This is a genomic window from Chitinibacter sp. FCG-7 (assembly GCF_040047665.1).
GTDB lineage: Bacteria > Pseudomonadota > Gammaproteobacteria > Burkholderiales > Chitinibacteraceae > Chitinibacter > Chitinibacter mangrovi.
Window position 1 is genome coordinate 2,055,178 of the sequence record NZ_CP157355.1, and the last position, 12,841, is coordinate 2,068,018.

At 54.1% G+C, this 12,841-nt stretch carries 17 protein-coding genes; 7 read left to right on the forward strand and 10 right to left on the reverse strand.

The window, feature by feature from the left end:
* Positions 1–57: 57 nt before the first annotated feature.
* The 10 genes from ABHF33_RS09760 to ftsY form a co-directional block, all read right to left on the reverse strand.
* Positions 58–621, reverse strand: a complete 564-nt coding sequence (locus tag ABHF33_RS09760; RefSeq protein ID WP_348943785.1) for a hypothetical protein — start codon at positions 619–621, stop codon at positions 58–60.
* 60 nt (positions 622–681) lie between these two features.
* Positions 682–1,206: a phage tail protein gene (locus tag ABHF33_RS09765; protein WP_348943786.1), complete on the reverse strand. Its 525-nt coding sequence runs from the start codon at positions 1,204–1,206 to the stop codon at positions 682–684.
* 11 nt (positions 1,207–1,217) lie between these two features.
* Positions 1,218–1,751 (reverse strand): phage tail protein, encoded by a 534-nt coding sequence (locus ABHF33_RS09770; RefSeq protein ID WP_348943787.1) that lies wholly within the window; start codon positions 1,749–1,751, stop codon positions 1,218–1,220.
* A 9-nt stretch (positions 1,752–1,760) separates the two neighbouring features.
* Positions 1,761–2,279: a phage tail protein gene (locus ABHF33_RS09775; RefSeq protein WP_348943788.1), complete on the reverse strand. Its 519-nt coding sequence runs from the start codon at positions 2,277–2,279 to the stop codon at positions 1,761–1,763.
* Positions 2,272–2,856: a GNAT family N-acetyltransferase gene (locus ABHF33_RS09780; protein ID WP_348943789.1), complete on the reverse strand. Its 585-nt coding sequence runs from the start codon at positions 2,854–2,856 to the stop codon at positions 2,272–2,274. The genes ABHF33_RS09775 and ABHF33_RS09780 overlap by 8 nt, the downstream gene beginning before the upstream one ends.
* Before the next feature lie 4 nt (positions 2,857–2,860).
* Positions 2,861–3,340: a DUF6916 family protein gene (locus tag ABHF33_RS09785; RefSeq protein WP_348943790.1), complete on the reverse strand. Its 480-nt coding sequence runs from the start codon at positions 3,338–3,340 to the stop codon at positions 2,861–2,863.
* A 152-nt stretch (positions 3,341–3,492) separates the two neighbouring features.
* The gene (locus ABHF33_RS09790) at positions 3,493–3,825 is read right to left on the reverse strand and encodes a DUF6916 family protein (protein WP_348943791.1); all 333 of its coding nucleotides are present in this window, start codon (positions 3,823–3,825) and stop codon (positions 3,493–3,495) included.
* 40 nt (positions 3,826–3,865) lie between these two features.
* The gene (ftsX, locus tag ABHF33_RS09795; protein WP_348943792.1) at positions 3,866–4,768 is read right to left on the reverse strand and encodes a permease-like cell division protein FtsX; all 903 of its coding nucleotides are present in this window, start codon (positions 4,766–4,768) and stop codon (positions 3,866–3,868) included.
* Positions 4,769–4,780: 12 nt separating this feature from the next.
* The gene (gene ftsE / locus ABHF33_RS09800) at positions 4,781–5,434 is read right to left on the reverse strand and encodes a cell division ATP-binding protein FtsE (RefSeq protein ID WP_348943793.1); all 654 of its coding nucleotides are present in this window, start codon (positions 5,432–5,434) and stop codon (positions 4,781–4,783) included.
* A gap of 249 nt (positions 5,435–5,683) precedes the next feature.
* Positions 5,684–6,913 carry a signal recognition particle-docking protein FtsY gene (gene ftsY / locus ABHF33_RS09805; protein ID WP_348943794.1) on the reverse strand — a complete coding sequence of 410 codons (1,230 nt, stop codon included), beginning with the start codon at positions 6,911–6,913 and terminating at the stop codon, positions 5,684–5,686.
* A 65-nt stretch (positions 6,914–6,978) separates the two neighbouring features.
* On the opposite strand from ftsY, the gene rsmD reads away from it, so the two are divergent.
* The 7 genes from rsmD to ABHF33_RS09840 all read left to right on the forward strand — a co-directional run bounded on the left by rsmD (position 6,979) and on the right by ABHF33_RS09840 (position 12,823).
* The gene (rsmD, locus tag ABHF33_RS09810; RefSeq protein ID WP_348943795.1) at positions 6,979–7,551 is read left to right on the forward strand and encodes a 16S rRNA (guanine(966)-N(2))-methyltransferase RsmD; all 573 of its coding nucleotides are present in this window, start codon (positions 6,979–6,981) and stop codon (positions 7,549–7,551) included.
* 88 nt (positions 7,552–7,639) lie between these two features.
* On the forward strand, positions 7,640–7,891 hold the full coding sequence (locus ABHF33_RS09815; protein ID WP_348943796.1) for a YfhL family 4Fe-4S dicluster ferredoxin: 252 nt from the start codon (positions 7,640–7,642) through the stop codon (positions 7,889–7,891).
* A 150-nt stretch (positions 7,892–8,041) separates the two neighbouring features.
* Positions 8,042–9,103, forward strand: coding sequence for a tetratricopeptide repeat protein (locus ABHF33_RS09820; RefSeq protein WP_348943797.1), 1,062 nt, complete (start codon positions 8,042–8,044; stop codon positions 9,101–9,103).
* A gap of 266 nt (positions 9,104–9,369) precedes the next feature.
* Complete coding sequence (locus ABHF33_RS09825) at positions 9,370–10,320, forward strand: sodium-dependent bicarbonate transport family permease (RefSeq protein WP_348943798.1); 951 nt, start codon at positions 9,370–9,372, stop codon at positions 10,318–10,320.
* 9 nt (positions 10,321–10,329) lie between these two features.
* Positions 10,330–10,632 (forward strand): P-II family nitrogen regulator, encoded by a 303-nt coding sequence (locus ABHF33_RS09830; RefSeq protein ID WP_157314434.1) that lies wholly within the window; start codon positions 10,330–10,332, stop codon positions 10,630–10,632.
* Positions 10,633–10,715: 83 nt separating this feature from the next.
* The gene (locus tag ABHF33_RS09835; protein ID WP_348943799.1) at positions 10,716–11,465 is read left to right on the forward strand and encodes a GntR family transcriptional regulator; all 750 of its coding nucleotides are present in this window, start codon (positions 10,716–10,718) and stop codon (positions 11,463–11,465) included.
* An 11-nt stretch (positions 11,466–11,476) separates the two neighbouring features.
* Positions 11,477–12,823 carry a GGDEF domain-containing protein gene (locus ABHF33_RS09840; RefSeq protein WP_348943800.1) on the forward strand — a complete coding sequence of 449 codons (1,347 nt, stop codon included), beginning with the start codon at positions 11,477–11,479 and terminating at the stop codon, positions 12,821–12,823.
* The last annotated feature ends 18 nt before the right edge of the window (positions 12,824–12,841 follow it).

Here is a 12,841-nt window from a genome sequence, read left to right on the forward strand (position 1 = left end):
CGTTGATGGCTAGGGGAGTGCAACGTACTGTGCTGCCGTACCCGCCTGCGTATTGCATCAGCGTTTGCTGCCTGCTTTTAACTGCATCCCGCCAAACGAGGCCGGTCCGGGAATGCTATATAGATGTAAGTCTCCATCAGCCACTTCTGCGCCGGAGATGGCTGTGACCCTGCGTTCGAGTTCAATCGTATTACTTGATGTTGCAATACTGATGTTGTATTGATTCTCCGTCAGATTAAGGGTGACGGGGTTTTTGATGATGGTTGTGCCCGAAAAACCGGTTAACTTGCTTGCTGCCTTGTTTTCCGGTTCGCCGTAGATGAAGTTGTACTGCACATCATTGTTACCTGTGAAGCGGATGGCGCAGTCTTTACCAGAAATCTTGACCGGATATATTTTCCCGGGTGTTAACGGCAGAGCTGCACCACTGGCAAATGCAGGGTCAGGTAGTCCGTCATAGCTCCCCTGTATGGCAACAAATAACTCCTTCACGGCGCCGGTACAAATACTGGCCGGAGTAAGAGTTACTTTGTCGACGCTCGACTCCCCACCACCGCAGGCGTTGAGTAGCAAAGTAATTACTAAAAGTGTGATCCGCTTTGAACATCGAATGTGCTTCATCTGAACAACCTTTATGCTGTATTTTGATTTTGCATTGTCCCGGCACGTGCGGGGATTGTCTTAGGTGCGAGGTGGAAATACGCCTTGTAGTGCAATTGCAAAATAACAGGTCAGGTAGGGCTGCATATTGTTGTGGGCTTGATCACCACCAGTGACAAACAGCGCCTCTGGGTGCATGGTTCCAGAGGCCGAGCTGGTCGGACTATACAGCGGCGTGGCTTTTGCACCAATCGCTAGTGCATTGTTTTGCGGTGAATTGCTGCTGCCGATCGCTGCGGTAGCCATCATTGCGTGGCTATGCGCAGGTATTTGCGCCTCGGTCAGTATGACAGTTTCACTGCCGCCCTGTTCACCCAGATCATGCAAAGAAAGGCCCGGCCCCTGACCCGGTTGCATGAGCGTCCGGCCTTGCAAATCAGGCAAGGCAAAGTTGCTTTTGCCATTGCCGCCATAGGTCGTGCCTAGTAGCGAGAATAGTGCCGTATTCTGAGAGAGCGGTAACAACTGCCCGTCGCACCAAGCCCAGCCTTTAGGTGCAAAATTGAAGGGGAAAATGCGAATCTCGGCAACAAAGGGATCGGCCATGATAGATATTCTCAAGTGGGGGACGGGAAAATCCCGTACAGCGAAATAATGTGGTTCACGCAAAGATAAGGCTGCATATTGCTGTGGGGCTGGCTACCGCCGCTACTGGTCAGCGTGACTGCATTCATTTGCGCAGCGGGTTGCAGGGGAGAGTAGGCCTTGATGCTTCCACTCGCTAGCAAGTGTCCGCCCTGTGCGCTGAAAGGTGCGCGGTGGGTGGCATTACCGGTGGCGGCTTGCACGGTGGCCTGTTTACCGTGCAGCACATGGTTGTGCGCCGGAATCTGCGACACGGTCAGCGTGACTTCTTCGACACCACCCGTTTCGGCTAGGATAAAGCCATTGCCCTGATGGACGGGAATGCGCCCACGCAGATCGGGCAGCGCAAAGGTGGATTCTCCGTCGCCGCCATAGGTAGTGCCGATCAGCTGGAACAGGGTTTCATTTTCTGAAATTGGCAGCAGTTGCCCTTCGCAGAACATCCAGCCTGCTGGGGCAAAATTGCCGGCAAAGATGCGGATTTCGCCAACATACGGTTGAGCCATGCTGTTTCCTCAGGTTGGAGACGGGAAAATGCCCTGCAGGGCGATGCAGAAATTCAGCGTCAGAAAGGGCTGCATGTTCAGATGCGCCTGCGAGCCGCCGACATTGCTGATGCTCGATGCATGCGCGGCAACCGAGGTTTCCAGTGCATTGCCAGGGCTGGTGTCGGAGTATTGCGGGCTGGGCGCCTGCCCGGGAATGCCGCCATGCGGGTTCAGCAAATTGGCCGGTGCATCCGCCGCCCTCACCAGGTGAGTGTGCACGGGCAGTTCGGCAATCGACAGCGTGTGTGCCTGCTCTCCGCCGCGTTCGCCCAGAGAATGCCCAGAGCCGACATGAATGGGCGTACGGCCACGAAAATCCGGCAAGGCAAAATTGACGCGACCATCGCCACCAAAGGTGGTGCCCAGCAGGGAAAAAAGTGCCTGATTCTGGTTGATCGGCAGCAGTTGTCCGTTGCACAGCGCCCAGCCTTTAGGGGCAAAGACAAAGCTGAAAACCCGTATTTCGGCCAAAAATGGTTCAGCCATCGGTGTTCTCCATAGGGTGATTAGTTTGATTCGCTGCCGTTAGTGGCGATTGATCACCGATTGTATTCGAGGGTAGCGATGAAATGGGAAGATCAGGTTCTCTGGCGACGAAAATATATGCGCCACGCTCTTCAATTTCTTGAAAACCAAGTCTGGCGTACCAGGCTCTGGCAGGATTGCCAAATTCGACATGGGCGGTCAATTTGGCTCTGACGCGACTCGCCTCTCCAAGTAACTGTTTCATGAAATAGCTGCCAATGCGCTGGTAACAATATTCGGGCAGCAAGCAGATATCCATAATGCGGATTTCGTCGGGGTGGCGATCAATATATAAACGGCCAAGCACAGTTTCTTCTTGCACAATGCAGCAAAAATCCGCCCTCGGATAATAAGTTTGATAATGAGTATGCTGAGCCATGAATTGCATCCGCAGGAACTCGGCCTTCTGTGGCTCCGAAAATGGGACTAAGTCCATTTCAGCGGCGCGGCTGGCAGCATAAATCTGCAGCAAAACGGGCATGTCGTCACTGTTGATAGGTCGCAGCTCTATAAGCTGATGATTCACTGCTAAATTCATTGGATTAGCCAAATACAGCCTGATAGTACGTTTTAGATGATTTCTGTATTGCGCCAACTGGATTCAGAAATAGATCAAGGTGCTTGATTGCTGCGTGCTGCACTGTGTAAATGGCATCAGGCAGGCGCTCACCTTCTTCAGCCACAAACAACAGACTAAAAGGGTCGCGTCGCCCATGTGTTGCTTGAGTAGATTCCGGCTGAGCGTATGATTGCGCATCAGTAAGTCGTAGCTTCGCGCTTTTATCTTGATTAAAAACGGTAAAAATCTGCCCTTTTAAAGAGGCAAAGTTATTCAATGAGATTGTGCTCGGACAGATTGCAGTCGCAGGCGATAAATCACTGCTACAAATGGCAGGTGCAACTTCTAATGCTTGTACAGAGTGAAGTGGTTGCCGCGAAGCGGTCAGCCCAGTTGCCGCTAAGGTCGCGGCGCTTCCGCAGATCAAAAAATTTCTGCGCGTCATTGCCGATTTTTCAGCCATCATCACTCCTTGCGAATTAAGCTCGATTTAAAAATATTCCTGACGAAAAATACAAGTGGCCTTGAGTCAAGATTGCGGGGTGGCTGACATATCTTGCATGTCGCCTAGCCCGGCAGTATAGGTTGTATTTGTAGAGTAGGGAATAGTCTAACTTATTGATTAATTATAGCTTCATATAACATTTGCCCAGTCTGCCGGTCTGGTCCGATTGGTACAATGAACAAGTCAAATCTGCCTAGCATGGCGTGAACAAAATGGTAGGTACATTGTGGCAAGTGGGGCGTTGGCTGCCCGCTGAAAATCAATGAAAAATGCCGAGAATCAGTGCTTCCAGGTGCTGGGTTTGCGCTGAGCAATTGCAATGCCCCTACGCTCTGATCCCCATAAAAAATATCAAAACCGGTGTCAGTGTGCTCTGAAAAGGCCTGCAGCTGGAATATATGCATGTTTTGCTCTGCTTGAATTGAATCCATGTTGTTCAACATTGCGTGTGCCGGATTTTTTCTGCGTGGTTTGGGTGTGCTATTAGCGATACTGCCGCAAATGCCGTGATACCGCGATCAGCGCGCCGAGCAGGCAGAGCGTGGCGATGGTGGTGCAGACGATGAAGATGGTCAGTGCATCCGGTGTTTGCAGGGCAAATTGCTGGCCGTATGATTTGGCCAGTGCTTCGATGGCGGGATTGGTGTGAGCAATTGCGCCCCATACCATGCCCACGGCAAATAGCCCGCCCGCGATGCCTTGCACAATGGCGCTATGGATAAACGGGCGGCGGATAAAGGCGTCGGTGGCGCCGATCAGCTTGGCCACTTCGATTTCGTCTTTGCGCGTCAAAATCTGCATGCGGATGGCGTTGCCGGTAATCAGTACTAAGGCCGAGCCTAGCATTACCAGGACTACTTCAAACAGGTTTTGCCCCAGTTCGCTAATGCGTGCCAGCCGGTGCGCCCATTCGGAGTCGAGCTGGATTTCTTCAACACCAGCTTGCGTGGCCAGCTCCTGTTTCAGCGTGGCCAGCAGCTGCGGGTTGGGGTCTTTGGCCTGCAGTACAAAGGCGTCGGGCAGCGGGTTTTCGCTGATGCCGGCCAGCAAATCGGCCGAGCCAAAGCTGCTTTGCAATTTTTTCAGCGCTTCATCTTTGGCGATAAATTGCACCACTTTCAGGCGATTATCGTTTTCCAGTTTTTGCTGCAGGGCCGCGACTTGGGCCTGATCGGCGCTGGGCACCATAAACACCGACAACTGCGGTTCAACCGAGATATTTTTGCTAATGCCCGCCAGACTGCTAACCAGCAGCCACAGCGCGAGCGGGAAAGCGGCCGTAATGCCGATGACCAGCAAATTGAGTAGGCTGCCAATGGGCTGGCGGAACAAGCCTCCCACCGAGCGGGTGAAGGCGAGGGTGTGCGAGCGGAACCAGGCTTTCATCGTGTTCCCTTTTTATGCGGTAAATTGGCCGTGTTTCAGGCGCAGAATGCGGCGGCCATAATCGGCCATCAGCGATTCATCGTGGGCGGAAATCACCAGCGTGACGCCAACCTGATGGAATGATTTGAATAATTCCAGAATATCGTGCGCGTAATCGCGATCCAGATTGGCCGTTGGTTCGTCAGCCAGCAGGATGGACGGGCGATGCACCACCGCGCGGGCAATGCACAGCCTTTGCTGCTCGCCGCCGGAAAGCGATACCGGATTGAGTTTTTCCTTGCCCGCCAGACCGACTTTATCTAGCGCCGCCAGCACACGACGGCGGCCTTTCTGATAATCAAAGCCGATAATATCAAGCGGCAGGCGCACATTGTCGAACACACTGCGGTCATACAGGATTTTGTGATCCTGAAAAATCAGCCCCAGATGACGGCGCACAAAGGGTAGCGAGCCACGGCTCATGCGGGCCAGATTTTGCCCATTCAATAGCACCGCGCCGCTGCTGGGCTTTTCGATCCCAGCGATGAGTTTGAGCAAGGTCGATTTGCCCGCGCCCGAATGCCCGGCCAGAAACACCAGCTCGCCGGTCGGGATTTCAAAGCTCAAGTTTTTGATGGCGTCAAAGCCACCGGGATAACTTTTACTGACTTGCTGAAACTGGATCATGTCGGTCCTTGTGCAGTTTGCTGGCGTCGAGTAGGTTTGTTGGTGATGTTCAGTGTGTTGATTACGCTGCTTTTTATGTCGCGTCGCGGTGGGTTACGCCCTAAGGGGCTAACCCACTCTACGATTCTTGTTATCAACGTGGTAGCTGAATATCAACTTTGGGTATTGCTTTGCAGGGTAATATGGCTGTGGCCTGCATGGCTATACCCCATGATTTAAACTTGCGCAGGAGGCAAGTTCAAACCGAGTTTATTCAAACAGCGCGTCAATATAATCTTTGGCGACAAAGGGGCGCAGATCGTCGATGGTTTCGCCCACGCCGATAAAGCGCAGTGGCACCGGGCGATTTTTGGCAATCGCCGCGATCACGCCGCCTTTGGCGGTGCCATCGAGCTTGGTCAGCACCAGGCCAGTTAGGCCCAGCGCGTCGTCAAATGATTTGGTTTGCGCCAAGGCGTTCTGGCCAGTGTTGGCGTCGAGCACCAGCATGATTTCGTGCGGGCCAGTCGGGTCGGCTTTTTGCACCACGCGTTTCACTTTTTTGATTTCTTCCATCAAATGCAATTGCGTTGGCAAACGGCCCGCTGTATCGACAATCACCACATCAATGCCACGCGCCTTGGCCGCATTCACCGCGTCAAACGCCACGGCGGCGGCATCGCCTGATTCCTGTGCAATTACGTGCACGCCATTGCGCTCGCCCCAGACCACCAGCTGCTCGCGCGCTGCGGCGCGGAAAGTATCGCCCGCCGCGAGCAATACGCTCTTGCCCTGGCTTTGGAAATATTTGGCCAGCTTGCCAATCGACGTGGTTTTACCCGCGCCATTGACGCCCGCCACCATCAGAATAAACGGCTTGTGGCCTTCGACATTGAGCGGGATCTGCAGTGGCTGGATCAGCTCAACCAGGCTGTCTTTCAGCGCGCCTTTGAGCTCGTTCGGGTCTTTCAGGCCTTTGAGTGACACGCGCTCACGCACGTCTTTGAGCAAATGTTGTGTCGCATCAACGCCCATATCGGCGGTCAGCAGCACGGTTTCCAGCTCGTCGTACAAATCGTCGTCGATCTTGCCGCCGCCAAATACGCTGGCCAGACTTTTGCCCAATTTATCGCGGGTTTTGGCCAGACCCATTTTCAGCCGGTCGGCCCAGGAGAGCTTGGGGCGCTCTTGCGGTTGATCGGTGTTGCCCAGTTTGGCTGGATCAGTCTCGATGTATTGCTCTGTAGGCTTTGCTGGCTCTGGCGTAGCGGGCAATACCTCTGGTTTTGCGACGACGGCGGCGCTGTACTCGGTAACAGCGGCTTGTGCTGGGGCTTCAGGCGTACTTGGCATGGCGGGCGCGGTGGAAGCTTCGGCCTCTGTGGCCTGCGCGGCTTGTTCTGCTTGCGCGGTCTGTGCTGCGGATGTGACCTGTGCAGGCGCTAAATCTTGCTCCGCTACGGTGTCAGCGGGCTTCTTTTTTTTGAAAAAACTAAACATGGGTTTGGCGCTCGGGCTACAAATCGCGGAAAATAATGAATTCACAGGATTTTACCGGAGCAACCGTGTCTGCACAGCATAAAAATCAGGTGCGTATTATTGGGGGCCAATATAAACGCCGACTTTTGAAATTTCCTGATTCGCTGGCGCTGCGCCCAACGCCCGACCGCGTGCGCGAAACGGTGTTCAACTGGCTGGGTCAGGATCTGACCGGGCAGCTGTGTCTGGATCTGTTTGCCGGTAGTGGCGCTCTGGGCTTTGAAGCGGCGAGCCGCAATGCCAAAAAAATCGTCATGGTGGAAATGGCCAAGCCCGTCCACGCAGCGCTCAAAGCCAACGCCGCCATGCTGGGCGCAGGCCATGTCGAGGTGATTCTGAGCGACGCTGAGCGTTTTCTGGCGCGCAATAGCCAGCAATTTGATCTGGTTTTACTCGATCCGCCATTTGCTACGCCATTGCTGGAGAAAGTGTTGCCGCTGGTCGTGCCGTTTCTGGCCGACGATGCGCGGGTGTATATAGAATGTGCCGAATGGCCGGATTTGACTGGCTGGGAGATGCTGCGCGAGGGCAAGGCTGGGACGGTGAAATATGCGCTCATCTGCCGCGCATCGGTCGATGATCAAAAAATAAGCGGCTAGATTGCAGAGTAAGGTTGTCGTTGCCGCGCGAAAGTGGGACAATTCTTTATATCTAGTTACTCGATTGTTTTGTTAAGGATTATCTATCATGGCTCTGATCATTACTGACGAATGCATCAATTGCGATGTATGCGAACCAGAATGCCCCAATAGTGCGATTTCTCAAGGCGAAGAAATCTATGTGATCGACCCCAACCTGTGCACGGAATGCGTCGGCCACTACGACGAGCCACAGTGCCAGCAGGTTTGCCCGGTTGACTGTATTCCGCTTGATCCAGAGCACAAGGAAAGCAAAGAAGAGCTGCAGCAGAAATATCTGATCATCTCGGGTCAAGCATAAATATTACAGTCATCTTCAGGCTGATAAGCGGGCTTATGCCCGCTTTTTTATTCCTCTATAATTAAGCACATAATAATATATAGATGTACTTGCAGCGCAAACACGACCAGCCCTCAGGGCGGCGTGAAGCAAGTCAGATGGAGTAAGACCATGGGCCAATATAATCTACGCGAGCAAATCAGCCAGACCCTTGATATTGCCAAAACCCTCATCCACCCCAGCCCGTTTGAAGCAATCCGCCTTGCCGATCAATCCGCCGAACGGGCCAATATCCTTGGCTACGGCGCTTTTGAAGCCGAAGCGGCGCTGATCAAATTGCTGGCCTACCGCGCCGAAGCGTCCACCCCGATTGATGTCATTGAAAGCACCGCCTTGCACACCATTGCGCTGGCGCAATTGCACCAGCAGGAGCATATCTGGCTGGAAGCCCTGAACTGGTATGCCGATATTCTATTCGGAATGAGCCAGTACGACGCGGCGATGGATTACTGGCTGCAACTGCTGGAAGTGGGCATTGACCGCAACTGGGCACAGGCGAGGGCGCAGGCGTATATCGGTATTGGCAAGCTGTTCTGGATTTTTGAAGACCACCAGTCCTGCCTTGAATACACGCACAAAGCCCAGCACGAAATGCAGCAGGTCAAGCAGGTGGAAGCCAAAGTTTGCCTGCTGATCAATCTGGCCGCTTATGCCTATCATCGGCGGCAATATTTATTGTCGCATCAGTACATTGATCAGGCGCAGGAGCTGGTGCTGGGTATTCCTTTCTGCGAGTACGAGCCAGAAATTTACTACTACCGTGGTTATCTGTTCCGGGCCGAGGGCAAAATTGACGCCGCCTGTGATCAGCTGAAACGCGCGCTGGTGCTCAATGCCCATAGCAGCAATAACTGGGGCAAGGCGGTCACCATGATCGGCCTGGGCGAAATCAATCTGGATGCCGGGCGACCCCATCAGGCTTTGTATTTTCTGAATCAGGCGCTGGAAGTCTCCAGTGCCATGCCCAACCCTTATCTGGTCATGCAATCGCACGAGCTGCTGGCGCGCTGCCACAATGCGCTAGGGCAAACCGATCTGGAATTCCAGCACTGGAGCAAGCATTTCGACTTGTCCGACGGGCTGGTCAACCATGTCATGAACCACCGATTGGCCAGCTTCAAGCGGCAATCGCTGCAATTGCGCGTACACGAGCTGGAAAATAGCGCGGCCTAGATGTTTGCCGCTGCATTGATGCAGTTGCCATTGGGGTATATGCATGAAAATCAATAGGGTATTGCCTTGGCGGGCAATACCCTTTGTTGTTTTGGTGTCTTGGAAAAATGCTCGCTGCTGCGTCTACTGCTAGCTGCTGTTGCCAGTGAAATCTGCCTGTCAGCAACATGTCTTGCAGAATATCCTCATTGTTTTTATGAGTTTTTTTGCATTGCGCTATGTAGTAAAGTTGCGCCATTACTCCAATAAACGTGAAACATTTCTACATGCAAATCGATCCCGTTGTGCTGTTTTTTCTGCTGGGGCTGGCTGCCGGGCTGGCCAAATCCGATCTGAAGCTGCCTAGTGCGCTATACGACACGCTATCGGTGTTTTTGCTGCTGGCCATTGGTATCAAGGGTGGGCTGGCACTGGCCAAGCAACCGATTATGGATGTGTTGCCGCAAGCGATGCTGGTGCTGCTGATGGGCTCCATCATCCCGCTGCTGTTGTATCCTTTGCTGCGCATCCGGCTGAGCCAGGTTGATGCGGCCAGCATTGCCGCGCATTATGGTTCGGCATCAGTGGTGACTTTTGCCGTGGGTGTGGCCTATCTTTCGCGCTTGAATATTAGTTACGAGTCACAAACCACGCTGTTTCTGGTCTTGCTGGAAATGCCCGCTCTGGTGGTGGGAGTGATTCTCTCGCGGCTTAAAGGCAGCGCAGCTGGCGCGGCCAAGCAGGCGGGTCATGGCTGGGGCAAGCTGCTGCATGAAGTGTTGCTGGGCAAAAGCGTGGTGCTGCTCATTGGCGGCTTGCTGATTGGCTTGATTGCTGGCCCGCAGGGCATTCAGCCGCTCGATCGAATGTATCTTGATCTGTTCAAACCGGTGCTGACGTTGTTCCTGTTGGAAATGGGGCTGGTCGTGGCGGGTAAATTCGGTATTTTGCGCCAGCACGGCGCGCTGGTGCTGGCGATTGGTGTGGGTGTGCCGCTGGCCTTGAGCTGGATCGGGATCGGTTTTGGCCTGCTGATGGGCTTGTCGCTGGGCGGGGTGGTGTTGCTGGCCACGCTGGCAGCGTCAGCCAGCTATATTGCTGCCCCTGCCGCGATGCGGATGGCCGTGCCGCAGGCCAACCCGGCCTTGTCGCTGGGTGCTGCGCTGGGGGTGACTTTCCCGTTTAATTTGCTGGTGGGCATTCCGGTGTATCACCAATTCACGATGCTGTTTTTTTAAGGACAGACAATGGCTTTCTATCCCAAATCCATGCTGACGCTGGTCACCGAGGCCGTCTTGGAAAACGATCTGGTCGAGTTATTCAATGAGCGCAAGATTCGCGGCTGGACCATCGTCGCGGCCAGAGGCAAGGGCGCTCATGGCGAAAAACGGGGCAATTTTGACGCCAATGAAAATATCCAGATCGAGCTAATCACCGATACCGCCAGCGCCGAAGCCTTGGCCGAGGAAATCATGCAGCGTTTTGGCGAGCATTTTGCCCTGGTGCAGTGGTTGTCCGAAGTGCGCGTATTGCGGGGCGAGAAATTCTGATGCGCTAGGTGATCCTCTGCGGCCACATTAGCAATTTGGCGCGGTACTGCTATGCTCAGAGCCTGTCACCGAGGATTTTTACCATGCAGTCCAATCCGCTTTCAGATCGCAAATTGCTGGCCCTCGCCCCCGATCCCAATTCCCCACAATCGCTGATGGTGCAGTTCTACCAGAAGCTGAAAATCGCGATCACGGCGGGCTACTGGTTGCCCAACGAATCCTTGCCCACCGCGCTGCAATTTGCTCAGTTGTTTGACTTGCCGCTGGCCACGGTGCAGGTGGTGTTTGACCGGCTGGTCGGTGAAAGCTGGCTGTTGCAAACCAGTACCCAGTATTACCAGATCACCCCCAAGATTGATCAGCCGATGTCGCATCTGAGCAATTTTTCCGATCTATTGCATGCGCGTGGCTTTAAAGCGGGCTCGGTCTGGCTCAAGCGCGAAACAGGCGAACCTGATCTGGAGGAAGAGTGGCGGCTGAAGCTGAAGACCGGCGAAAAAGTCAGCCGCCTGCAACGCCTGCGTACCGCCAACGATCAGGTGGTTGGCTACGAGTCAACGACCTTACCCAGCCATATTCTGCCCAACCCCGATGAAGTCGGCGCATCGCTGTATCAATACATGCACGAGCATCAATTGGTGATTGCCAAGGCGATGGAAGAAATTGACGCCTATATCTGCGATCAAGCGATGGCCGAGCTGTGCGGTTTCGTGCCCGGACAGGCTTTGCTGCGTCTGACCCGGGTCAGCTTTTTACCGAATGGCCGCGCTTTTGAATTGACCTACTCCTATTTCCGTAGTGATTATTATCGCTATGTGGTTGAGTACAATTGACCGGGGCCAGCATGAATCAAGACGATACCGATAGTGTCCATTTTGCCGAAGCGGCCTTGTTGCAGGCTTTACCGGTGGCCGCTTGGATCAAGGATCTGCAGTCGTGTTATATCTGGGTGAATCCCGAGCTGGGGCACTTGCATGGTCTGTCTGCCGAAGCGTTTCTGGGGCGCAGCGATGCCGATTTGTTGCCCGACTGGTTGTATGAGCATATCCAGTTTGAAGAGCTGGCCGTTCTGGCAACAGGCCAGCCGCGTATTGCCGAGCTGGAGCTGCCTTATCCGGGTGAAAATGCCCGTACGCTGCGCTGCCATCGCTCCTGCCTTTACGATGAAGCCGGGCAATTAAGCGGGATTGCCGGGTTTGCCGTCGATATTTCTGCTGAAAAGCAGTTGCGCAAGGAATTACAGACTCAGATCAACAGTCAGTCCAGCTGGCTGCGGGCGATGAAAGATCACGCACTGATTTCAATGATGAACCGCCAAGGGCGGTTTATCTATGTCAGTGAACAATACGGGCGTTTGATCGGTCAGTCCGCCAAAGCCATGCTGGGTCAATCGCGTGCCGAATTCGGCCTACAGCCGGAAGGCTTATCAGTTGGCTATTACTTGACGCTGGCCGAGCAGGGTACGCCGGTTACGCTGGAGTTTTCGGGGCAACGCCCGGACGGTAGCCCTTACTGGGCGCGCTCCCTGCTGATTGCGCTAAAATCGGCGGCGGATGCCGAGCAGATCTTTTTCGAGCTGGCGACTGATCTGACCGCAGAAAAGATGACGGCCAGCGCGCTCAATACCGTGAACGATAATCTGATCGAGCTGATCAATAAAAACACCGAGCTAATTGCTCAGCTGGAAGTGGTCGCCCGTACCGATCCGCTGACCGGCTTGCTCAATCGCCGCGCATTGTACGAACGAGCCAGGCAAGAGGGCGACCGCGCCAAACGCAAGCGCACGCCACTGAGCCTGATTGCGTTGGATATTGACCACTTTAAAAAAATCAATGATAGCTACGGGCATGAATGCGGTGATCAGGCGCTGGTGCAATTGGCTCGCTGGTGTGCTCAGGCTTTGCGCTCCAGCGATCTGATGGCCAGAACGGGCGGTGAAGAATTTATTATTCTGCTACCCGACACCGATCTGGAGCATGCATTGGTGATTGCCGAGCGCATCCGTGCCTTGGTGCAAAATAGCAAAGTCGTTGTGGAAGAGGGCGAACGGCATTTTTCCTATACGATTAGCCAGGGCGTTGCGCTGGTTGGCGCCGCCGAATCGGTGCAGGACGCCATGATCCGCGCAGACCGGGCGCTGTATCGCGCCAAATCCGAAGGCCGCAACCGCGTGTGCCAGGCCAGCCTGTAGAAAGACGAAATCTATCCA

Bases quoted from the DNA above. Each gene is read 5' to 3' on its own strand.
- ABHF33_RS09785 (WP_348943790.1), bottom strand. From the start codon at position 3,340: ATGGCTGAAAAATCGGCAATGACGCGCAGAAATTTTTTGATCTGCGGA.
- ABHF33_RS09820 (WP_348943797.1), top strand. From the start codon at position 8,042: ATGGGCCAATATAATCTACGCGAGCAAATCAGCCAGACCCTTGATATT.
- ftsX (WP_348943792.1), bottom strand. From the start codon at position 4,768: ATGAAAGCCTGGTTCCGCTCGCACACCCTCGCCTTCACCCGCTCGGTG.
- ABHF33_RS09765 (WP_348943786.1), bottom strand. From the start codon at position 1,206: ATGGCCGATCCCTTTGTTGCCGAGATTCGCATTTTCCCCTTCAATTTT.
- ABHF33_RS09840 (WP_348943800.1), top strand. From the start codon at position 11,477: ATGAATCAAGACGATACCGATAGTGTCCATTTTGCCGAAGCGGCCTTG.
- ABHF33_RS09790 (WP_348943791.1), bottom strand. From the start codon at position 3,825: ATGTTGAACAACATGGATTCAATTCAAGCAGAGCAAAACATGCATATA.
- ABHF33_RS09780 (WP_348943789.1), bottom strand. From the start codon at position 2,856: ATGAATTTAGCAGTGAATCATCAGCTTATAGAGCTGCGACCTATCAAC.
- ABHF33_RS09775 (WP_348943788.1), bottom strand. From the start codon at position 2,279: ATGGCTGAACCATTTTTGGCCGAAATACGGGTTTTCAGCTTTGTCTTT.
- ABHF33_RS09770 (WP_348943787.1), bottom strand. From the start codon at position 1,751: ATGGCTCAACCGTATGTTGGCGAAATCCGCATCTTTGCCGGCAATTTT.
- ftsY (WP_348943794.1), bottom strand. From the start codon at position 6,913: ATGTTTAGTTTTTTCAAAAAAAAGAAGCCCGCTGACACCGTAGCGGAG.
- ABHF33_RS09830 (WP_157314434.1), top strand. From the start codon at position 10,330: ATGGCTTTCTATCCCAAATCCATGCTGACGCTGGTCACCGAGGCCGTC.
- ftsE (WP_348943793.1), bottom strand. From the start codon at position 5,434: ATGATCCAGTTTCAGCAAGTCAGTAAAAGTTATCCCGGTGGCTTTGAC.
- ABHF33_RS09825 (WP_348943798.1), top strand. From the start codon at position 9,370: ATGCAAATCGATCCCGTTGTGCTGTTTTTTCTGCTGGGGCTGGCTGCC.
- ABHF33_RS09815 (WP_348943796.1), top strand. From the start codon at position 7,640: ATGGCTCTGATCATTACTGACGAATGCATCAATTGCGATGTATGCGAA.
- ABHF33_RS09760 (WP_348943785.1), bottom strand. From the start codon at position 621: ATGAAGCACATTCGATGTTCAAAGCGGATCACACTTTTAGTAATTACT.
- ABHF33_RS09835 (WP_348943799.1), top strand. From the start codon at position 10,716: ATGCAGTCCAATCCGCTTTCAGATCGCAAATTGCTGGCCCTCGCCCCC.